Here is a 21,434-nt window from a genome sequence, read left to right as displayed (position 1 = left end):
TCGGCGGGAGTGGGCGACGCGGCGGCGATTCGGCGCGTCCTCTCACCCTATCCTTAGCCCCGCCGCGCCGGCGCGCCATGATGACGCGCCGCCGCGCCCGGCTGAGTATCGCGCCGCGGCGAAAAACGGCGCGCGCTTTCCGAAAGTTGGTATAGGTTAACGCGGCGGCCACGCCGCATCGGAGAGGTCGGGAGAAGCCCTTATGTCGCTCATCGTCAACGGGGAGGCGGTGGCGCTGCCGTCCGACCCGCGCGTGTCGCTGCTGGATCACCTGCGCGAGACGCTGCATCTCACCGGCACCAAGAAGGGCTGCAACCAGGGCGCGTGCGGCGCCTGCACGGTGCTGGTCGACGGCGAGCGGATCCTGTCCTGCCTCGCGCTGGCGGTGCAGTACGAGGGCCGCTCGGTCACCACGATCGAGGGGCTGGCGGGCGAGAACGGACTCCACCCGCTGCAACAGGCCTTCATCGAGCATGACGGCTTCCAGTGCGGCTATTGCACGCCGGGCCAGATCTGCTCGGCGATCGGCATGGCGGCCGAGGCGGAGCGCGGCGTGCCCAGCCATGTCAGCGCCGACCTCACCGCCGCGGTCGCGCTCACCCGCGAGGAGGTGCAGGAGCGGATGAGCGGCAACCTGTGCCGCTGCGGCGCGCACAACGGCATCGTCGACGCGATCCGCGCCACGGTCGCCGCGGAGTGGGCGGCATGACCCCCTTCTCCTACGCCCGCGCGGGCGACGCCGCCGAGGCGCTGCGGCTCGGCGCGGCGGGCGCCACCGCCTATCTCGGCGGCGGCACCAACCTGGTCGACCTGATGCGCGAGACGGTGGCGCGACCCGAGGCGCTGGTCGACGTCACCGGCCTCTCCGCCACGATCGAGGAGACCGACGGCGGCGGGCTGCGGATCGGCGCGGCGGCGCGCAACACCGCGCTGGCCGAACATCGCGCGGTGCGCGAGCGCTACCCGATGCTGTCGCGCGCGATCCTGGCGGGTGCCTCGGCGCAGATCCGCAACATGGCGACGGTGGGCGGCAACCTGCTCCAACGCACGCGCTGCACCTATTTCTACGACACCGACGGTTCGCGCTGCAACAAGCGCGCGCCGGGCGAGGGGTGCGACGCGCGCGAGGGCTTCAACCGCATCCACGCGGTGCTCGGCGCGTCCGAGGCGTGCGTCGCGACCCATCCCAGCGACATGTGCGTCGCGCTGGTGGCGCTCGACGCGCGGGTCCATGTCGCGGGCGCTGGCGGCGAGCGGACGGTGCCGATCGCCGACTTCCACCGCCTGCCGGGTGACTCGCCCGAGCGCGACACGGTGCTGGCGCCGGGCGAGCTGATCACCGCGATCGAGCTGCCCGCGCTGCCGCTGGCGGCGCGCTCCACCTATCGCAAGGTGCGCGACCGGGCGAGCTACGCCTTCGCGCTGATCTCGGTGGCGGCGGCGATCGAGCTCGACGGCGAGCGCGTCGGCGACGTCCGCGTGGCGTTCGGCGGGGTGGCGCACAAGCCGTGGCGCGCGCTGAAGGCCGAGGCGGCGCTGCGCGGCGGGCCGGCGACGCCCGAGGCGATCCACGCCGCCGCGGCGCTGGAGTTCGCCGACGCCGCGCCGCTGCGGCACAACGCGTTCAAGCCGGCGCTGGCGGGGCGGACGCTCGCCGCGGTGCTGGGCGAGCTGGTCAAGGGAGAGGCGGCATGAGCATCGTCGACACGGTCAAGCAGGGCGCGCAGGGCCTGGTGCAGGGCGCGATGACCAAGCTGGTCCCGCTCGCGCCCGACAGCTGGATCCCCGGCGGCGTCCCCGACCCGCTGATCCAGCACAAGCACGGGCTGATCGGCACGTCTGTCTCGCGGCTCGACGGGCCGCTCAAGGTGCAGGGCGGGGCGCAGTTCGCGGCGGAGTTCCGCTTCGAGAACATGGCCTATTGCGCGCTGGTCTACGCCACCATCCCGCGCGGCCGCATCACCGCGATCGACGGCGCCGCGGCCGAGGCGGCGCCCGGCGTGGTGCTGGTGATGTCGCATCTCAACGCGCCGCGGATGAACAAGCCGCCCGCGTTCGGTTCCTCCCCGAACGGCGTCGGCCCCGCCGACCTGACGATCTTCCAGGACGATCGCGTTCACTGGAACGGTCAGCCGATCGTCGCGGTGCTGGCCGACACGCAGGAGCAGGCCGACCATGCCGCCGCGCTGGTCGAGGTCAGCTACGCCCCCGAGCCCTCGACCACCTCGCTCGCGGGCGCCAAGGCCAATGGCATCGCGCAGGGCCTGTTCATGGGACAGCCCTTGCTCAACGAGATCGGCGATGCCGAGGGCGCGCTCGCGAAGGCCGCGGTGAAGGTCGACGCGACCTATCGCACGCCGCGGCATAACCATAACCCGATCGAGCCGCACGCCGCGACGATCGCCTGGGTCGGCGACGAGCTGGTGATCCACGACGCCAGCCAGATGGTGACCCAGCAGGCGCAGACGCTCGGCGAGGTGTTCGACCTGGCGCCAGAGCAGGTGCGGCTGACCTCGCCCTATGTCGGCGGCGGCTTCGGCAGCAAGGGGCTGTGGGACCATCAGGTGATCGGCGCCGCCGCGGCGAAGATGGCCGGGCGGCCGGTGCGGATCGCGCTCTCGCGCGAGGGCGTGTACCGCGTCGTCGGCGGGCGGACGCTGACCGAGCAGCGGGTCGCGATCGGCGCCAGCGCGGACGGACGGTTCGAGGCGCTGATCCACACCGGCCTGTCGGTGATGACGCCGCACAACAATATGCCCGAGCCGTTCATCCTCGGCACCCGCGCCGGCTATGCCTGCCCGAACATCAAGTTGCAGGTGGAGGTGGCGCAGATGAACATGCTCGCCAACACCTTCATGCGCGCGCCGGGCGAGGCGGTGGGCACCTTCGCGCTCGAGTCCGCGATCGACGAGCTGGCGGAGGCGCTGGCGATCGACCCGGTCGAGCTGCGGCTGCGCAACGAGCCCGACAAGGACCCCACCACGGGGCTGCCCTTCTCGTCGCGCCACATCGACACGGCGTGGCGCGACGGCGCCGCGCGGTTCGGCTGGTCGGACCGGGGCGCGGCGGGGACGCGGCGCGAGGGCGAGTGGCTGGTGGGCACCGGCTGCGCCACCGGCACCTACCCGTACTATCGTATGCCCGGCGCCGAGGCGCGGATCACGCTCCGCCGTGACAGCGACGGCGTGCGCGCGCTGGTCGAGGTGGCGGCGGCCGAGATGGGGATGGGCACCTCCACCACCACCGCGATCGTGGCCGCCGAGCGGCTCGGCCTGCCGCTCGACCGGGTCGAGGTCGCCTACGGCGACTCCGCCATCCCCGGCGCGATCATGGCGGGCGGGTCGCAGCAGACCGCCGCGATCGGCGCCGCGGTGATCGCCGCGCACAACGCGCTGGTGGCCGAGCTGCTGACGCTGGCGGGCAACGACTCGCCGCTCGCCGGTCTGTCGGCGGCCGACGTCGGCAGCGAGGAGGGCGGGCTGGCCAAGCTCGACGACGCGGCGCGGCGCGAGAGCTACGGCTCGATCCTGGCGCGCGCGCAGCGCGACCAGGTGACGGTGACCAAGGCCGGCACGCCGCCGCTCGAGCTGATGCACTGGTCGATGCACTCGCACAGCGCCCTGTTCTGCGAGGTAAAGGTCAACGCGGTGACGGGCGAGACGCGGGTCAGCCGCTTCCTCGGCGCGTTCGACTGCGGGCGCATCCTCAATGCCAAGACCGCGGCGAGTCAGTTCCGCGGCGGCATCATCATGGGGCTGGGCCTCGCCCTGATGGAGGAGACCCAGTTCGACGAGCGCAACGGCCGGATCATGAACCCCAGCCTCGCCGAATATCACCTGCCGGTGCACCTCGACGTGCCCGAGATCGACGTGATCTGGACCGACATCCCCGACCCGCACACGCCGATGGGCGCGCACGGCGTCGGCGAGATCGGCATCACCGGCGTCGGTGCGGCGGTGGCCAACGCGATCTACAACGCCACCGGCCGGCGCGTGCGCGACCTGCCGATCACGCTGGACAAACTGCTATAGCGCCGCGGTGGGGAGGGCGCTCGGCGGCGCGTTCGCGGCGGCGCCCGCGCTCGGCTTTCTGGCGCGGCGTGCGGGTCAGCCTGGTCAGCTCGGCCTTCGTCTGCGCGGCGGTCGCCGCGGCGGGCTATTTCGACCGCGAGGCGGTGCACGTCTACCCGGCGCGGCCGCCGGTGCGCGACGTCGCGGTGGTCAACGTCTCGGGCGACATGGGGCTTCGCTTCCTGCTCGGCGCCTCGACCTCGCGCGGGCTGACCGAGCATCATATCGGCGTGGTCGGCATCTCCTCGCCGGTCTATTTCCGTCGGCGCCGCACCCGCGCCGAGGTCGACGCCTTCGTCGCCGAGGCGGTGCGCACCGCGCTGGCGCGGACCGGCGCGCGGCGGCTGGTGGTGATGGGCCAGTCCTACGGCGCCGACATCGTCCAGACCGGGATGGTGCACCTTCCGGCCGAGCTGCGCGCGCGCGTGGCGGGGGTGATCCTCGTGCTGCCCGGCGACGCGGTCTATTACCGCGCCGACCCGACCGGCTGGGCCTATCACGGCACGCCCGACAGCGTCGCGGTGAGGACGGCGCGGACGCTGACCTGGACGCCGCTGACCTGCATCTACGGCGCGGAGGAGGACGACAGCCTGTGCCCGCTGCTCGACCTGCCGAACGTGCGCAAGGTCGCGATGCCGGGCGGGCACAATATCAACCACGACGCCGAGGGGCTGCTGCGCCACGTGCTGGCGGCGGTGGCGCGGGCGGACCAGCGCTGACTGTGACGCGTGCGCGAGGTCGCGCGCTGAGATCCTCCCCGGTACGGGGAGGGGGACCGCCCGGCGCGGCCGGGTGGTGGAGGGGCGTGGCCCCAGACGGACCGGTCCGTGCGCGGATAGCCCCCTCCGTCAGCGCTGACGCGCTGCCACCTCCCCGCGAGCGGGGAGGAGTAGAGCGGCTCACACCTCCCAGCCGCCGCCCAGTGCGAGGAACAGCTGGACCTGGTCGGCCGCCAGCCGGCTGTCCGCCGCGGCGAGCGTCTGCTCGGTGCCGATCAGCGTGCGCTGCGCGTCGAGCACCGGCAGGAAGCCGGTCCGCCCCGCGGTGAACAGCCGTTCCGAGTCGCTCGCCGCGCGCGCCGCCTGCGCGCGCGCCTGGGCCAGCGCCGCACGGCGGTCGAGGTCGCGCGCGTAGACGGTCAGCGCGGTCTCGGTCTCGCGCAGCGCGGCGAGCACGACCCCGTCGAAGCGCGCCACCGCGGCGTCGGTCTCGGCCTGCGCGCCCGCGATCCGCGCGCGCACACGGCGGCGGTTCGGGAACTCCCAGCTGATCAGCGGCCCGAGCGAGAATTTATAGGTGTCGCCCGCGAGGGCGTTGCGCAGCAGCCCGACCGATCCGGCCGAGGCGCCGAGCGTCACGCGCGGATAGAGCGCCGCCTCCGCCACGCCGACCCGCGCGGTGGCGGCGTGGAGCAGCAGCTCGGCGCGGCGCACGTCGGGGCGACGGCGCAGCAGCGCGGCGCCGTCGCCGATCGGGATGGGACGCTCCAGCCGCGGCTCGAGCGCGCAGGCGGCGACGTCGCGGTCGAACTCGGCGGGCGGCCGCCCGGTGAGCGTCGCCAGGCGGAACAGCGCCACCTGCCGCGCGGCGAGCAGCGTCGGCAGCGTCGCGCGGACCTGCTCCTCCTGCGCGCGCGACCGAGTCGCGTCGAGCGAGATGCCGCGCCCGGCGCGCACCAGCCGCTGCGTCAGCGCGGTGGTGCGCTGCTGCAGCGCGAGCGCGCGCTGCGCCACGCCGATCTCGCGCCCCGCGGCGCAGGCGTCGACATAGGCGCGCGTCGTGTCGGCCACCACGGTGACCTTGACCGTGTCATAGGTGGCACGCGTCGCCGCGACGTCGGCGGTGGAGGCCTCGATTGCGCGGCGCACCTGCCCGGCGAGGTCGAGCTGGTAGGAGACCCCGACCCGGCCCGCGTAGACCGGGGCGGCGGGCAGCGCCGCGCCGGGCAACAGCTCCTCCTCGGCGGAGCGCTGCGCGTAACCCGGCGCGAGCTCGACCTGCGTCTGCGGGGCGCGATCGGTCTCGGCGAGGTCGAGCGCGGCGCGCGCGCGCGCGATATTGGCGTCGGCGACGCGCAGATCGGTGTTGTGTGCGATCGCGGCGGTGACGAGCCGGTCGAGCACCGGATCCCGGTACAGCCGCCACCAGTGTTCGGGCAGCGGTGTCGGCGCATAGGCAGCCTCCTCGCCCGAGACGAAGGCGCCGGTCGCGCTCGGCCGCTCGATCACCGCGGTGGCGGGCCGGTGGTAGTCGGGGCCCGCCGCGGCGCAGCCGGCCAGGAGCGCGGCGAGCAGCGCGGGGGCGAGGCGACGCGGGCTCACGCGCGATGCTCCCTGGCGGCGGGGGCGCGGGGAACCACCTCCACCGTCGCGGTGCGGCCGACCACCAGCGCGGTGCCCGCGGGCAGGCGGTCGATCGTCACGCGCACCGGGATGCGCTGCGCCAGCCGCACCCAGCTGAAGGTCGGGTTGACGTTGGCCAGCAGGTTGGCGCCGGCGCTGCGGTCGCGGTCCTCGATCCCGCCGGCGATGCTCTGGACATGGCCGGCGAGCGCGCCGTCCTCCCCCATCAGCCGCACGCGCACCGCGTCCCCGACGTGGATACGCGGCAGCTTGGTCTCCTCGAAATAGCCGATGACGTGGAGCGAGGCGCGGTCGATGATCGCGAAGGCGGGGTGGCCCGCGCTGGCATAGTCGCCGGGGCGCAGGTCGAGGTTGGTCACCGTGCCCGCCACGCCCGCGCGCACCAGGGTTCGCGCCAGGTTGAGCTCGGCGGTGTCGAGCGCGACGCGCGCCTGCGCCAGCGTCGCCTCGAGCTGCGCGACCTTGGCGAGGCTCTGCTCGCGCACCTCGCCCGCGACCAGGTCGCCGAGCGCGCGGTCGCGCCGCGCCTCGCGCCGCGCCTGGGCGAGCTGCACCTGCTGCGCCGCGATCGCCGCGCGCGCCTGCGCCACCGCGAGCCGGTAGCGCGGCCGGTCGACCTCGAACAGGGGCGTCCCCGCCGCGACCGGCTGGTTGTCGCGCACGAACACCTGGGTGACGAGGCCGGACACGTCGGGGGCGACCTGGACCACGTCGGCGCGCACGCGGCCGTCGCGGGTCCAGGGTTCCTCCTCATAGTGGATCCACAGCCGCTGCGCCGCGAGGCAGGCGACGGCGACCACGACCAGCGTGACGGCGACGCGGAGGATGACGATCTTTCTCATATGTCCTAGCCGAAGAGAGCGGCGGGCGCGGTGCCGCCGAGGAGCGCGGCGCAGCCGGCCCAGAGGATGACGGTGAGCGCGACGTCGAACAGCCCGCGGTGCCAGACGAAGCGGTAGAGGCCGAGCCGCGCCAGCGCCCAGCCGATCGTCTCGGCGGCGACGAAGGCCAGCACCGCGGCGAGCAGCAGCGGGTGGACGTATACGCCCGCGAGGTCGATCTCGCCGCTCATGCCGCCGCGCTCGCGGGATCGAGTTCGCGCGCGGCGGGGAAGAAGTTGCGGCGCAGCCCGGTCAGCGCGGCGAGGCGCGCGCGCGGGGCCGGCGCTTCCGCCAGCGCCGCCGCGATCGCCGCGTCGAGCCGCGCGAGCAACGCCGGATCGGGCGCCCCGGTCTGACCCCGGGCGAGCGCGCGATAATGCGCCGCGACATCGGCGCGCAGCGCGGCGACGGTGTCGCCGCCGGTGTCGTTGGCGGGAGCGAGCTGCGCCAGGTTCACGCCGACGCGCAGTTCGCGCAGCGCCGCCATGCCCGCGTCGCGGTCGCCCTGCTCGAGGTCGCCGACGCGCGCGCCGAGCAGCCCGACGCGATCGAGCATGCGGCTCTGCCAGGCCGCCAGCGGGGCGGGGCCGGACCGCGCCGCCAGCTCGGCGAGCTCGCGCCAGCCGGCGCGGCGCAGGCGGCGCAGCGCGGTGCGCGCGCCGAGGCTGCGGCACAGCCGGGTCGCCACCATCGCCGCGGCGACGCCGGCGAGCTGCGCGACGCTGCCGTTGAAGAAGGCGGCGGCGTCGGCGGTGAAGCCGTTGGTCAGCGCCAGCCCGCCCGCCAGTCCGATCAGCAGCGGCATCATCCGTCCGTACCAGCGCGGCAGCGCCATCAGCGCGCCGGGCACCAGCAGCGCGGGCGCGAGCAGCAGCGCGAGCGTCTCGAAGCTGTGGACCAGCGGCAGCAGCGCGAAGAGATAGAGCGCGACCAGCGGCAGCGACGCCGCGGTCCAGATCAGGAAGCCGCGCTGTGCCGGCACCGGGTCGTCCATCGTGGCGAAGAAGCAGCATACCACCGCCGCGATCATCGCCGCGACCGCGCCCTCGGGCCAGGCGGTGATGATCCAGAAGCCGCAGCACGCCAGGATCGCGGCGAAGGTGGCGAGCGCGGACAGCAGGGCGAGCGGCAGGTCGCGGTGGAGCGGCCGCCGCCGCCGCTCGCTCAGCAGCGCGCGCACCCGCCCCGGCGGCGCGGCGGCGGGATCGATCGCCTGCGCCGCGACCAGCCGCGCGGTGTCGAGCGCCTCGACCAGCTCGCGCAGCCGGTCGAGCAGGTTGGCGATGAGCAGCCCGCGCCAGTCCGCCGGCGTCCGTGTCGCGGCGAGCGCGTCGGCGCGCGCGACCAGGGCGGCGGGGTCGTGCGCGCCGGCGTCGCTCGCCCAGGCGCGCACGTCCTCGACCAGCGCGGCCACGTCGGCGGGCACTTCGCCCTCGGCCGCGACGGCGCGGAGCCGGTCCTCGACCGCGGAGACCAGCGGCAGCAGCAGCACGAAGCGATCCTGCAGCGCGCTCAGTAGCGCGCGGGTCGGCCGCGCCGCGGCGGTGTCGAAGGGGACATGCGTCGCCATCACGTGCAGCTCGGTGACGTCGCCGGCGAGGCGGCGACGCTCCCGGTCGGCGCGCTCCAGCGCGGCGGGCGCGAGCGCGTCGGCGACCCAACGCTCGGCCTCGGCCAGGAGCGTTCGCACCCGGGCGCCGAGGAGCGCGGTGACGCTGCGCGGCCACACCGCGGCGTGGACCAGCGCGGCGCAGGTCACGCCGATGCCGATCTCCTGCGCGCGCAACACCGCGACCTCGAAGATCGCCTCCGGGTGGCCGACGGTCGGGAAGCCGATCAGCGCCGCGGTATAGCCAGCGAGCATGAAGAGATAGGAGCGCGGCGTGCGATCGAGCAGCGAGACGAACTGGCACGCGGCGACCCAGCCGGCGAGCGCGAGCGACAGCAGCAGCGGGGCGTCGACCAGCAGCGGGACCATCACCACCGCCGCGCTCGCGCCGACGACCGTGCCCAGCAGGCGGAACACCGCCTTGGAGCGCACCGCGCCGCTCAGCGGCTGGCTCGTGATGTAGACGGTCGCCATCGCCCAGAACGGACGGTCGAGCCCGAGCGCGAACGAGACGTACAGCGCCAGCATCGCCGCGGCGAAGCAATTGGCCGAGAAGACGACCTCGCGCGGTCCGACCCTCATCGCGTCACGCCTCGTCGGCGGCGGCGAGCGCGCGCGCGAGCCGTTCCAGCACCCTGCCGGCGGTCGCGATCTCGTCCGGGTCGATCCCGGCGAACAGCGCGGCGCGGATCTCGGCCGAGCGCGCCTCCGCCTCGACGGCGAGCGCACGCCCCGCGGCGGTGAGATGGAGCGTCCTGGCGCGTTTGTCGGCGGGGTCGACGCGGCGCTCGGCGAGGCCGGCGCGCTCGATCTGGTCGAGCATCGGCACCACCGTCGGCGGTTCCACGCCGAGCTGCTCGGCCAGCGCGCCCTGGCGGACACCATCCTCCATCCGGCCGAGCAGCATCACCGCCAGCGCCGAGGAGTGCGATAGCGACAGCTCGGCCAACCCGCGGTCGAGATGGCGGCGATAGGTGCGCGCCAGTGGGACGAGCAATGTGGTGAGGTGACGCGCGGTCACGAGGGCGGGATCGGACACGTTCGTTAGTTAGCTATCTATCCAAAGACGTGCAAGGGAGCTAGCCGAGTTCCTTCACCGCGCCGCCCGGACGGCGCCGCCCACAAGTCGTTGGGCTGGTCACCAGCGGATACCAACGCCGGTTAAGGTGGGTCTTTAGAGAAGGTAGATAGTTGCTGCGCATGAGGAAGTTATGGCGCGTTTGATCCACCGGCTGCGGCAGCTGCGACATTCGGACGAGCGGATCACCGCGGCGGTCCGGGCCACGCTGGTCGAGTCGCTCTACGCCTCGCCGCAGTCGCTGGTGATCGGCGCGCTGACGAGCAGCGTCATCGCCACCGTGGTCGCCCTGGTCAGTCGCGACGCTTGGCTCGCCGGCTGCGCGGTGATGATCGGCCTGGTCGGGGTGGTGCGGATCGTCGACGCGGTGCGGTTGCACCATCAGGCGGTCGCGGGGGCGGCGGTGCGACGGCAGGAGCGCGGCTACCGGCTCGGCGCGCTGAGCTATGCCGGCCTGCTCGGGCTGTTCGGGCTGCTGACGCTCACGCGCACCGATCACGGCGTGCTCCAGCTGCTCGCGGTCACCACCGCGATCGGCTATGCCGCCGGCATCGCCGGGCGCAACGCCGGGCGCCCCTCGATCGCGCTGAGCCAGCTCTGCGGCGCCTCGCTGCCGCTCGTCATCGGGCTGCTGATCGCGCTCGACCCGCTCAAGGCCGTGCTCGCCGCGGTGATCCTGCTGTTCGTCGTCGCGATGATGGAGATCACGCTGCAGACCTATGAGGCGATCCTGCGCGCGGTGCTCGTCTCGCACGAGAAGGCCGCCCTGGCCGAGCACAATGCCAGCATGGCGCGCCGCGACGACCTGACCGGCCTGGCCAATCGCACCGCCTTCCGCGAGCAGTTCGAGGCGCGGCTCGGCGAGGTGGAGGCGAGCGGCGGCGTGCTCGCCCTCCTGTGGCTCGACCTCGATCGTTTCAAGGAGGTCAACGACACGTTCGGGCATCTCGCCGGCAACGCGCTGCTGATCGCGGTGGCGGAGCGGCTGCGGCGCACCTTCGCCGGCTGCGGCACGGTGGCGCGGCTCGGCGGCGACGAGTTCGCGATCGTCTGCGCGCTCAACCGCCCCGAGGAGGCGGTCGCCATCGGGCGGCGGCTGCTCGAGGTGGTGGCGGAGCCGGCGCAGTGCGACGGCCACCGCCTGCGCTCGAGCGTCTCGGTGGGGGTGGCGGTGGCGCCACGCGACGGCACCGACGCGGACACGTTGCTGAAGAACGCCGACCTCGCGCTGTACCGCGCCAAGGAGAGCGGGCGCGGGCAGATGTCGCTCTACGAGCCCGCGATGGACGAGAAGATCGAGCGCCGCCGCGAGCTCGCCGCGGAGCTGCATGGCGCGCTGGACCGCGGCGAGTTCCACCTCGTGTATCAGCCGATCTACGATCTCGCGGGCGAGCGGATCGGCTCATGCGAGGCGCTGCTGCGCTGGACCAATCGCCGCCACGGCGCGGTCTCCCCCGCGGAGTTCATCCCGATCGCGGAGGACAACGGCCAGATCGTCGCGATCGGCAACTGGGTGCTCCACCAGGCCTGCCGCACCGCGCGCGACTGGCCGGCGCACGTCTCGGTCGCGGTCAATCTCTCGCCGGTGCAGCTGCGGGCGAGCAACCTGCCCGCGGTGGTGATCAGCGCGCTCGAGTCGACCGGACTGGCGCCGGGGCGGCTTAGTCTGGAGGTGACCGAGTCGGTGCTGCTCGAGGACGTGGAATCGTCGCTGGCGGCGCTGAAGGCGCTCAATCGGCTGGCGGTGAACACCACGCTCGACGATTTCGGCACGGGCTATTCTGCGCTGAGCTATCTCACGCGTTTCCCGTTCCAGACGCTGAAGATCGATCGCTCCTTCATCACCGACCTCGACCATAGCCCGGCCTCGATCGCGATCGTGCAGACCGTGGTGGAGCTCGCGGCCAAGCTGGGGATGCGGACCGTCGCGGAGGGCGTGGAGACGATAGGGCAGCTCGACCAGCTGCGCCGCACGCGCTGCGACGCGGTACAGGGCTATCTGCTCGCGCGACCGATGCCGGCGGACATGGTCGCGGCCATGTTCGCCGGCACCCGGCTGCGCGCGGGGAACGCCTAGGCCGCGGCGCGATCGAGCAGGCGGGTCTGCGCGCCGGTCAGCCGCCGCATCAGCTTGAGGTCCGATTCGCTCAGCCGCAGCGCGGCGTCGGCCCAGAGCTCCACCACCGCCTCCAGCTCGGCGAGCGGCAGCGGGTTCACCGCGCGCGACGCCTCGTAGATCGCGCAGTGCGCGCTGTGGCGGCGACGGTTCTGGCGGATATAGTCCGCCACCATGCCGCGCCCCTCGCCCGGCGCGGCGAGCGCGTGCACCAGGCCCATGTCGTACAGCTCCTCCGCGCCATAGGTGCGTCCGCTCAGGATCATCTGCTCGGCGCGGGCGGCGCCGAGCCGGCGCGACAGGAAGCAGTGCGCGCCCATGCCCGGGAACAGCCCGAACAGCGTCTCGGGCAGTCCGAAGCTAGCGCCGCGCTCGGCGATCACGACGTTGAACGACAGCAGCGCCTCGAACCCGCCGCCCAGCGCGTCGCCCTCGACCAGCCCGATCGTGACGATCGGCCGGTCGAGCCCGGTCATGTTGCGGTGGAGGATCTGGACGCAGGCGCGGCCGTAGCGCACCAGCGACTCGCGATCGCCCGCGCGGATATGCTGCGCGAACAGGCCGAGGTCGCCGCCCAGCGAGAACACGCCGGGGAAGTGCGAGCCGAGCACGAGGTAGCGGATCGGCATCACGCCGCTGGCGCAGGCGAGCGCGATGTCCTCCTGCCAGGTGACGAAGTCGCGCAGCAGGTCGGGGTTGAAGCTGGGCCGCGTGCGCGGGCGCATATAGGTCCACAAGGTGTCCAGCGCGGGGTCGAAGCTCACGTCGAGCTGGTCGAGCCGGAACAGCGGCCGCGCGCCCGCTTCGGCCGGGTCGGCGTGCTGGAGGCGGTGGCGCGGCCCGGGGACGACCGGAGGATGTTCGACAGTCATGGTGTTTTCCTCTTCTCTTGCAGCACCTTGCTGCGTGAGAAGAATATCCCGGAGCGGCCGCGGATGCTGGCGCTGTTATGCGTCCCGCGATGATCCGTCAGTCGTATTCCTGTAACGCGACCACCTCGAACTCGAAGGAGCGCCAGCCGCGCTGGCGCGCCGCCCCCTCGGCGGGGACGCGCTTGGCGAGCGCCGCGCGGCGCGACGATTCATGTCCCCAGAACACCTCGGTGCGGCCGTCGTGGAGCGTCGCGACGATGCGCCAATAATGCGTCAGCGGCGCCGCGGTCGGCCCGATCGTCTTGACGTAGCCGTCGGCGAGCGTCGCGGTCAGATAGCGTTTCCTCCTCGCCATGACGGATGCCCCCTCTCGATCGCCGCGCGGATCGCCGTCTATGCCGGGCGATCCGCATCGGTCCACCCCAGGGTAGAGAAGGGGGCCGCGTCTCGTCGTGCAGGCCGGGAGCCATGGCCGGCACGCGTGGCGCGCGACCCACCGGGGCGATCGGGTCCCGGCGAGGCGAAGCCTGAGGCCTGGGCCAAGCTACGATCCAGCCCGGGAGGGCCCGATCAGCGCGGGCGTGCAGGCGGTCACCGGTGAGGCGGGGGCCGGCGCGCTGCCCTGGACAGCGCCCGCACCGGCGCGTATCGGGCGCGCCTTCGCGGCCTCTCCCGGGTTTCCGGCCGCGGCCTCCTCCCCGAGCCCGCGACAAGGAACCTCTCATGGCGTGGCTCATCCTCGGCGTTGCCGTGGTCACCGAGATCATCTGGGCGCTCAGCCTCAAATGGGCGGCGATGCGCCCCGGCCTGCTCGTCTCGACGATCCCGATCGTGCTGAGCTTCGTCAACATGGGGCTGCTCGCGCTGGCGATGCGCGGCCTGCCGGCGGGCACCGCCTATGCGGTGTGGACCGGGTTGGGCGCGGTCGGTGTGACGGTGCTCGGCGTGGTGCTGTTCGGCGAGACGCTCAACCTGACGCAGGTCGGGTTCATCGGGCTGATCATCGTCGGCGTCGTCGGCACCAAGCTCTTCGCGGTCGCGTGACGACCGGCGCGCGTGACGACCGGCGGCGCCTCGGGTCGAAGGCGCCGCTCAGCGAGGGCAGGGCCGCGTGGCGCACGCTGACGTGCCGGTACGCGAGCGGCGCGATCGATCGGGGCCCGTCGTCGCAGATCCGCATCCGGAAGCTTCCGCGTCACTCCGCCTCGTGGGACGGGTCGTCCGCAACGAAGGCTTTCCTCGTGGGTTCCTAACCCATATTAGGGATTTTGACGGCGACGACTCGGTCGCTGTCGGGGGACGTTCGGACTTGCCCGATTTCAAGGAAGAGGCGCGGATCATCCGCGAGCTGGTGCGCGCGGGGAACGGGCCGGACCCGTTCTCCTCGGCCGTCCGCGCCACGCGCATGCCGATGCTGATCACCAACCCGCGCCACGCGGACAATCCGATCGTGTTCGCCAACGCCTCGTTCGCGCGGCTGACCGGCTACGATCGCGCCGAGATCATCGGCAGGAACTGTCGGTTCCTGCAAGGCCCCGCGACCGACCGCGACGAGGTGGCGCGGCTGCGCGCCGCGATCGACCTGCGCAAGCCGATCGAGCTGGAACTGCTCAATTATCGCAAGGACGGCACCACCTTCTGGAACAGGCTGCTGGTCTCGCCGGTGTTCAGCGACGACGGCGTCCTCACCTTCTTCTTCGCCTCTCAGTTCGACGTCACGCCCGAGCGCGAGCGGATCGCCCGGCTCCAGCGCGACCGTGACGAGCTCGAGGCGGAGGTCTCGCGCCGCACCGCGGAGCTGCAGGCGAGCGAGCAGCGGCTTCGGCTGGCGCTGGAGGCGGGGCGGCTCGGCACGTGGAGCCTCAACCTCGAGACCCGCCACCTGATCGCCTCGGACAGCTGCAAGGCGATCTGCGGCCGCCGCCCCGGCGACTCGCTCAGCCTGGAGGAGCTGCAGGCGACGATCCACCCGGACGACCGCGCGACGCAGGCCGCCGCGATCGAGCGCGCGATCGACGAGGGCACGATGCTCGACGCCGAATATCGGCTGACGCTGCCGTCGGGTGAGGAGCGCTGGGTGCAGGTGCGCGGCCAGACCAACCGGCGCGCCGACGGCACGCCGATCGCGCTGGTCGGCACCACGCAGGACATCACCGAGCGGCGCCGCGATCAGGGCCATCGCGCGCTGCTGGCGCGCGAGCTGAGCCATCGCGTCAAGAACACGCTGACCTCGCTTCAGGCGGTGGTGGCGCAGACGATCCGCCGCGCCAGCTCGCTCGAGGACGCGGGCGAGTCGATCGCGGCGCGCATCCAGGCGATGGCGGCGGCGAACGAGCTGCTCGTCAGCGAGGCCTTCGCCGGCGCCTCGGTCCGCGACCTGCTGGAGCGCACGCTCGCCCCCTTCGGCATCGACGATCGCCAACGCTTCGTCCTGAACGGCCCGGCGATGAGCCTGCCGCCGCATCTCGTCGTCGCCTTCGCGTTGGCGCTGCACGAACTGGCCACCAATGCCACCAAATATGGCGCGCTGTCGAACGCCGAGGGCGTGGTCGAGGTCACCTGGGAGGTGATCGACCGCGCCACCCCGACGTTGCTGCGGCTGAACTGGACCGAGCGCGCCGGCCCGCCGGTGGTCGCGCCCGAGCGCAGCGGCTTCGGCACGCAGCTGATCCGCCGCGTGCTCGCCAGCGAGGCGGGCGGCAGCGCGGAGATCGACTATCGCGCCGACGGCGTGGTCTTCACCGCGGTGCTGCCGCTGTCGCTCGACTGAGGCGCCGGCCCTCGTCGCACCGCGACCCTTCGCCTCAGATCTGTGAGTAAGCGGTCGGGCTCAGGATCTGATTGTCCGCGGCCGAGGTGATCTCGGGGTCGGTCAGCCCGGGCGTGGTGATCAGCTTGCGCCACGCCGGATCCGCCACGAACGTCGCCCAGTTGCGCTCGCGCGTCGCCAGGTCGGGGAAGGTCAGCAGATAGGTCAGGCTCGGCAGGTGCGCGCCGGTCAGGTCCTGCGCGAAGAACACCGGGGTGAGGCCGGTGCGGCGGAAGATGTCGATCTCACCGCCCGTGTCGAACATGCCGATCTTGGTCGCGCCCGCGCGCTCGCTGTGGCTGTAATAGGTGCGCAGCTCGAAGATCCGCGCCTTGTTCCCCGCCGTCGCGGCGGGAAGCTCGACCCGCGGGAAATGCGGGAAGGCGCGCATCAATCTCACGTCGAGCGACACGTACGGTGGTGCCTCCGGCGTGCTGCCGAGGAAGGGCGCGGCGGCACCGGTGTAGCGCGGGTCGGCCGCCAGCCGGTCGGGCAGCGCGGCGAAATCGGCGATCGTGGGGTGCGGCACCAGCACCTGCACCCCCGGCGTGCCATAGCCGATCGCGACCGTGAAGACCCCGATCGGCCCGCAGCCGGCGCGGCGCGCGGCGGGGATGAAGGCCTCGCGCAGATAGGTGTCGAGCCGCTCCCGCATCGGGCCGCGCACCAGGTGATAGGTGCGCAGCTCATAGACCTCGGGCGCGGTCGAGGCGGCGCCGCGCTGCGCGATCGCCTCGCCGGTGCCCAGCGCCATGCCGCCGATGGCAGCGCCCGCGAGCAGCGAGCGTCGTTGGATCGAGTGCGTCATCTGGTCCTCTCCGCGGCGCGAGCGCCTGTAGGAGCCGATGTGATGCGCGCCGTCAATCCATCATGGGCGGCCACCGCCGCCACACCATCGCCCGGGCGACCTCAGACGTCGAGATTGGCGACGCTCAGCGCATTCTCCTGGATGAACTCGCGGCGCGGCTCGACCACGTCGCCCATCAGCCGGGTGAAGATCTCGTCGGCGACGTCGGCCTGATCGATCGCCACCTTGAGCATCGAGCGGTTCGACGGATCGAGCGTGGTCTCCCACAATTGCTCGGCGTTCATCTCGCCCAGTCCCTTGTAGCGCTGGATCGCCAAGCCCTTGCGCCCCGCCGCGAGGATCGCGTCGAGCAGCTGCGACGGCCGCGCGACGAGCGACTGGCCGCGTCCGACGGTCACCGTCTCCTCGCCCTCCTCGTCGGTGGCGATCGCGTCGGCCGGCGTCTCGGTGGCCGCTCCCTTGACCGGGACCAGCTTGGAGGCGTGCGCGAAGCTGTCGGCCTGTTCGGCGGCGAGCGTGTGGAGCTTGCGCGCCTCGGCCGAGGCGAGGAACGCCACCTCCACGATATGATGGTCGGTCACGCCGCGCCACAGCCGCTCGAAGTGGATGCCGCCCTCGTCGGTCAGCCGCGCGCTCCAGGTCGCCTCGCTGTCGCCCTGGTCGAGCCGGCGGGTCACCTCGGCCACCGCGGCGGCGCGCGCCTCGCGCGCCAGATCGGGCGCGAGCGCGCCGCCCAACGCCAGCGTCTCGATGATCACGGGGTCGTAGCGCCGCGGCACGTAGCGCATCAGCGTACGCATGCGGCGCGCATGCTCCACCAGCGGGCGCAGGTGCGCGCCGGTGAGCGACTCGCCGCCGCGGTCGAGCGCCATCGCGGTGAGCCCGGCGTCGACCAGATACTCGTCGAGCGCGGCGTCGTCCTTGAGGTACACCTCGGACCGGCCGCGCGTCGCTTTGTAGAGCGGCGGCTGCGCGATGTAGAGGTGCCCCTGCTCGATGATCTCCGGCATCTGCCGGTAGAAGAAGGTCAGCAGCAGCGTGCGGATATGCGCGCCGTCGACGTCGGCGTCGGTCATGATGACGATCTTGTGGTAGCGCAGCTTGGCGAGGTTGAAGTCGTCGCGCCCGATGCCGGTGCCCATCGCCTGGATCAGCGTGCCGATCTCCTTCGAGCCGAGCATCCGGTCGAAGCGCGCGCGCTCGACGTTCAGGATCTTGCCGCGCAGCGGGAGGATCGCCTGGAAGTGGCGGTCGCGCCCCTGCTTGGCCGAGCCGCCCGCCGAATCGCCCTCGACCAGGAACAGCTCGGACTTGGCGGGGTCGCGCTCCTGGCAGTCGGCCAGCTTGCCCGGCAGCGAGGCGATGTCCATCACGCCCTTGCGCCGCGTCAGCTCGCGCGCGCGCTTGGCCGCCTCGCGCGCCGCGGCGGCGTCGATGATCTTGCCGACGATCGATCGCGCGTGCTGCGGGTTCTCCTCGAGCCACTCGGCCATCTTGTCGGCCATCAGGCTCTCGAGCGGCTGGCGCACCTCGGACGAGACGAGCTTGTCCTTGGTCTGCGAGCTGAACTTGGGGTCGGGCAGCTTGACCGAGACGATCGCGGTGAGCCCCTCGCGCATGTCGTCACCGGTGAGGCTGACCTTCTCCTTCTTCAGCAGCCCCGACTTCTCGGCGTAATTGTTGAGCGTGCGCGTCAGCGCCGCGCGGAAGGCGGCGATGTGCGTGCCGCCGTCGCGCTGCGGGATGTTGTTGGTGAAGGCGAGGACGTTCTCGTAGTAGGAGTCATTCCACTCCAGCGCGACGTCGATGCCGATCTGGTCGCGCATGCCCGAGACCGAGATCGGGTCCGGGAACAGAGGCTGCTTGTTGCGATCGAGCCACCGCACGAAGGCCGCGATGCCGCCCTCGTAGAACAGCTCGACCTCTCGGGGCTCCTCGTGGCGCGCGTCGGTGAGGAACAGCCGCACGCCCGAGTTGAGGAAGGCCAGCTCGCGGAAGCGATGCTCGAGCTTGTCGAAGTCGAACTCGACGATCTTGAACGTGGCGGGGGAGGGGAGGAAGGTGACGCGCGTCCCCTTCATGCCCTCGGCCTTGCCGACCACCTTCAGCGGCGCGACCGCGTCGCCGTGGGCGAAGCGCATGTAATGCTCCTCGCCGTCGCGCCAGATCGTCAGGTCGAGCCACTCGGACAGCGCGTTGACCACCGAGACGCCGACGCCGTGGAGCCCGCCCGAGACCTTATAGGCATTGTCGTCGCTGCTGTTCTCGAATTTGCCCCCGGCGTGCAGCTGGGTCATGATGACCTCGGCGGCGGAGACGCCCTCCTCGGGGTGGATGCCGGTGGGGATCCCGCGGCCGTTGTCGGTCACCGAGACCGAGCCGTCGGCGTTGAGCGTGATGTCGATCCGATCGCAGTGACCGGCGAGCGCCTCGTCGATCGCGTTGTCGCTCACCTCGAACACCATGTGGTGCAGGCCCGAGCCGTCGTCGGTGTCGCCGATGTACATGCCGGGACGCTTGCGCACCGCGTCCAGGCCCTTCAGCACCTTGATCGAGGAGGCGCCGTACTCGCTGGAATTCTGCTGTTCTGCCATAGCGGGCATATAGGCACGGCGCCCTCCTAACGGAAGCGAAATGGCGCCCCGCTCAGCCGAGGAAACGGTCGATCCGTGCCAGCACGCGGTGGCGGATCGGGTCGGTCTCGCGCAGCAGCTCGTGGCCGCGCCCGGGCAGCAGCTCGAGCTCGCCGAGCGGCAGCACGCGGGCGGCGCGGGCCACCGCGCGCGGCGCCACGATCGGGTCGCGCCGCGACACCAGCAGCAGCGCGCGCGTGTCCACCGCGGCGAGCGCGGCGGGGCGAAGCCGTGCGATCGAGGCGCAGGCGGCGCGGGTCCAGCCCCAGCTCGGCGCGCCCGAGGCGATCTGCGGGTGGTTCGTCTTCCACCAGACCTTGTCGGCCTGGCGCTCGGGGCAGGAGGTCATGCGACCGCCGACGTTGCCCGCGTCGCCCTCCCACACGCGCCGCTCGCCGCGGCCGGCGCGAGTCGCCGCGGCGGCGAGCGCGGCGATCGCGGGGGTGCCGAGCGGCCCCGCGCGCAGCCCGAGCATCGGCGAGGACAGTATCGTGGCGTCGAAGCGCGCGCGCTTCTCGGCGAGCAGCCGCAGCAGGAGGTGCGCGCCCATCGAGTGCGCCACCGCCACCGCCGCCGGCCGCGCCGCGACGAACTCGGCGAGGTCGTCGAGCAGCGGCTCGAGGCTGTCGAGATGGTTGACCAGAGGGTCGCGCCCGATCCGCCCCGATCCGCCCTGGCCGCGCCAGTCGAAGCCGGTGACGCTCCACCCGCGCTCGCGCCAATACGCCATCGCCTCCAGGTATTTCTCGGCGAAATCGCCGCGGCCGCCGAGGAACAGCAGCCGCCCGCGCGACGCCGGCGCGGGCCAGTCATAGGCGCGCAGGTCCCAGCCGTCGCGCGCGCGCCAGCTGGTGAAGGCGAGCCCGGGCGGGTGGCGGCGGCGGTCGAGCATCGCTCAGCCGGCGGTGCGCTGGCGCAGGGAGAGGAACAGCAGCGCCGCCGCCACCATCGCGCCCGCACCGAGTGCGAGCGCGAGGTCATAGGCGCCGGTCGCGTCGCGCAGCCGCCCGAAACCGACCACGCCGGCGGCGGTGCCGAGCAGCGCGATCACCAGCAGCGAGCCATAGGTCTCGCCATAGGCGCCGACCCCGAACAGCCGCGCCGCGAAGAAGGGCAGCAGGTCGTTCTCGGCGCCGTTCATCAGCCCGGCGAGGAAGACGATCAGCCACAGCGCGGCGAGACCGGGGGCGCGCAGCTCGAGCAACGCGAACCCTGCCGCGGACAGCAGCGCCACCGCGGCGGCGACGCGGTGCGGCGCCAGCCGGTCGACCAGCGCGCCGATCACGACTCGCGCCACCAGCTGCGCGCTGCCGAAGGCGGTGACGAGCAGCGCCGCCTCGATCGCGCCCAGCCCGCGCTCCAGCCCGAGCGGCACGAGCTGGGTGACGAGGCCGACGGTCGCGAAATTGACGCAGAAAGCGGTGAGGCCGAGCCGCCAGAACCGCCCCTCGCGCCGCGCCGCGCGCGCGCTCGGGCCGCTTCCAACGGTGTTCGGCGCGACCGGCCGCGCGCGGCGCAGCGCGAGCAGGGTCAGCGGCAGCGCGACCGCGACGACATAGACGGCGAGCACGACGAAGCCGCTCCGCCAGCCGTGCCGCGTGATCGCCGCCCCGACGAGGGGCGGCATCAGCAAGGTGGTCACTGACAGGCCCGAGGTGGCGACGCCGAGCGCCAGCCCGCGGTGCGCGACGAAGCGGGTCGCGATCAACCGGCCATAGGCCACCGCGCTGGTGCCGGGCACGCCGAGCGCGAGGCACAATACCATGACCTGATAGTGCCACAGCTCGCCCGCCAGCTGGGTGAAGCAGAGATAGGTCGCGCCGAGCAGCAGCAGCGAGAAGGCGACGATAGGGATCGGCCCGGCGCGGTCGATCGCGCGGCCGAACAGCGGGATGACGACGCAGCCGAGCAGCCCGACGCCCGCGGCGGTCGCGATCTCGCCGCGGGTCCAGCCGAACTCGGCGATCAGGCCGGGGATGAACAGGCTGGAGATGTTCTGGAACAGCCCGGGCCCCGCACCCATGCCGACCAGCCCGCCCAGCACGAGCGGCCAGCCCGCACGCCACTCGGCGCCGGCGCGGTGATTCGGTATACCCATCGGCGTCCAGCCCTAGGATGGTTGGCCGGCACGCTGCCAGCGCGCGCGTGGTAAATTTCGGTTCGTCTTGGGTCGGAATGGCGGCGCGTGCGGCGAG

At 72.7% G+C, this 21,434-nt stretch carries 18 protein-coding genes; 7 read left to right on the top strand and 11 right to left on the bottom strand.

The window, feature by feature from the left end:
- Positions 1-202 precede the first annotated feature (202 nt).
- The 4 genes from KZ813_RS09270 (at position 203) to KZ813_RS09255 (ending at position 4,789) form a co-directional block, all read left to right on the top strand.
- Positions 203-709, top strand: a complete 507-nt coding sequence (locus KZ813_RS09270) for a 2Fe-2S iron-sulfur cluster-binding protein (protein WP_219754701.1) — start codon at positions 203-205, stop codon at positions 707-709.
- A complete protein-coding gene (locus KZ813_RS09265; RefSeq protein ID WP_219754700.1) occupies positions 706-1,695 on the top strand; it encodes an FAD binding domain-containing protein in 990 nt (329 codons plus the stop codon). Before KZ813_RS09270 ends, KZ813_RS09265 begins: the two co-directional genes overlap by 4 nt.
- Positions 1,692-4,031 (top strand): xanthine dehydrogenase family protein molybdopterin-binding subunit, encoded by a 2,340-nt coding sequence (locus tag KZ813_RS09260; protein WP_219754699.1) that lies wholly within the window; start codon positions 1,692-1,694, stop codon positions 4,029-4,031. The genes KZ813_RS09265 and KZ813_RS09260 overlap by 4 nt, the downstream gene beginning before the upstream one ends.
- A 68-nt stretch (positions 4,032-4,099) precedes the next feature.
- Positions 4,100-4,789, top strand: a complete 690-nt coding sequence (locus tag KZ813_RS09255; RefSeq protein ID WP_308461842.1) for an AcvB/VirJ family lysyl-phosphatidylglycerol hydrolase — start codon at positions 4,100-4,102, stop codon at positions 4,787-4,789.
- A gap of 180 nt (positions 4,790-4,969) precedes the next feature.
- On the opposite strand, the gene KZ813_RS09250 is transcribed toward KZ813_RS09255, so the two are convergent.
- Genes KZ813_RS09250 through KZ813_RS09230 form a run of 5 tightly spaced genes read right to left on the bottom strand, consistent with a single transcriptional unit; the run spans position 4,970 to position 9,962 of the window.
- On the bottom strand, positions 4,970-6,391 hold the full coding sequence (locus KZ813_RS09250; protein WP_219754698.1) for an efflux transporter outer membrane subunit: 1,422 nt from the start codon (positions 6,389-6,391) through the stop codon (positions 4,970-4,972).
- Positions 6,388-7,275: an efflux RND transporter periplasmic adaptor subunit gene (locus KZ813_RS09245; protein ID WP_219754697.1), complete on the bottom strand. Its 888-nt coding sequence runs from the start codon at positions 7,273-7,275 to the stop codon at positions 6,388-6,390. The genes KZ813_RS09250 and KZ813_RS09245 overlap by 4 nt, the downstream gene beginning before the upstream one ends.
- 5 nt (positions 7,276-7,280) lie before the next feature.
- Positions 7,281-7,505 (bottom strand): DUF1656 domain-containing protein, encoded by a 225-nt coding sequence (locus KZ813_RS09240; RefSeq protein WP_219754696.1) that lies wholly within the window; start codon positions 7,503-7,505, stop codon positions 7,281-7,283.
- Positions 7,502-9,505 (bottom strand): FUSC family protein, encoded by a 2,004-nt coding sequence (locus KZ813_RS09235; protein ID WP_219754695.1) that lies wholly within the window; start codon positions 9,503-9,505, stop codon positions 7,502-7,504. The genes KZ813_RS09240 and KZ813_RS09235 overlap by 4 nt, the downstream gene beginning before the upstream one ends.
- A 4-nt stretch (positions 9,506-9,509) precedes the next feature.
- Positions 9,510-9,962, bottom strand: a complete 453-nt coding sequence (locus KZ813_RS09230; protein ID WP_219754694.1) for a MarR family winged helix-turn-helix transcriptional regulator — start codon at positions 9,960-9,962, stop codon at positions 9,510-9,512.
- Between the two features lie 172 nt (positions 9,963-10,134).
- On the opposite strand from KZ813_RS09230, the gene KZ813_RS09225 reads away from it, so the two are divergent.
- Positions 10,135-12,078, top strand: a complete 1,944-nt coding sequence (locus KZ813_RS09225) for a putative bifunctional diguanylate cyclase/phosphodiesterase (protein WP_219754693.1) — start codon at positions 10,135-10,137, stop codon at positions 12,076-12,078.
- Here the strand turns inward: KZ813_RS09225 and KZ813_RS09220 are convergent.
- Complete coding sequence (locus KZ813_RS09220; protein WP_219754692.1) at positions 12,075-12,989, bottom strand: crotonase/enoyl-CoA hydratase family protein; 915 nt, start codon at positions 12,987-12,989, stop codon at positions 12,075-12,077. The two genes, KZ813_RS09225 and KZ813_RS09220, sit on opposite strands and share 4 nt — an antisense overlap.
- Before the next feature lie 97 nt (positions 12,990-13,086).
- Positions 13,087-13,344 carry a hypothetical protein gene (locus KZ813_RS09215; RefSeq protein ID WP_219754691.1) on the bottom strand — a complete coding sequence of 86 codons (258 nt, stop codon included), beginning with the start codon at positions 13,342-13,344 and terminating at the stop codon, positions 13,087-13,089.
- A gap of 368 nt (positions 13,345-13,712) precedes the next feature.
- Here KZ813_RS09215 and KZ813_RS09210 point away from each other — a divergent pair, with 368 nt between their 5' ends.
- On the top strand, positions 13,713-14,033 hold the full coding sequence (locus KZ813_RS09210) for a DMT family transporter (RefSeq protein WP_219754690.1): 321 nt from the start codon (positions 13,713-13,715) through the stop codon (positions 14,031-14,033).
- A gap of 265 nt (positions 14,034-14,298) precedes the next feature.
- A complete protein-coding gene (locus KZ813_RS09205) occupies positions 14,299-15,759 on the top strand; it encodes a PAS domain-containing protein (RefSeq protein WP_258046609.1) in 1,461 nt (486 codons plus the stop codon).
- A gap of 34 nt (positions 15,760-15,793) precedes the next feature.
- On the opposite strand, the gene KZ813_RS09200 is transcribed toward KZ813_RS09205, so the two are convergent.
- The 4 genes from KZ813_RS09200 to KZ813_RS09185 form a co-directional block, all read right to left on the bottom strand.
- Positions 15,794-16,606, bottom strand: coding sequence for an NIPSNAP family protein (locus KZ813_RS09200; protein WP_219754689.1), 813 nt, complete (start codon positions 16,604-16,606; stop codon positions 15,794-15,796).
- Between the two features lie 101 nt (positions 16,607-16,707).
- Positions 16,708-19,200, bottom strand: a complete 2,493-nt coding sequence (gyrB, locus tag KZ813_RS09195) for a DNA topoisomerase (ATP-hydrolyzing) subunit B (RefSeq protein ID WP_219754688.1) — start codon at positions 19,198-19,200, stop codon at positions 16,708-16,710.
- A 52-nt stretch (positions 19,201-19,252) separates the two neighbouring features.
- Positions 19,253-20,131 carry an alpha/beta hydrolase gene (locus KZ813_RS09190; protein WP_219754687.1) on the bottom strand — a complete coding sequence of 293 codons (879 nt, stop codon included), beginning with the start codon at positions 20,129-20,131 and terminating at the stop codon, positions 19,253-19,255.
- A 3-nt stretch (positions 20,132-20,134) separates the two neighbouring features.
- Entirely contained in the window at positions 20,135-21,337 is a 1,203-nt protein-coding gene (locus KZ813_RS09185; protein ID WP_219754686.1) for an MFS transporter, read from the bottom strand.
- Between the last annotated feature and the right edge of the window lie 97 nt (positions 21,338-21,434).

Origin of the sequence: Sphingomonas folli (assembly GCF_019429525.1) — a bacterium.
GTDB lineage: Bacteria > Pseudomonadota > Alphaproteobacteria > Sphingomonadales > Sphingomonadaceae > Sphingomonas > Sphingomonas folii.
Note: the sequence above shows the minus strand (reverse complement) of the source record. Positions and strands in the feature narration are given on the sequence as shown.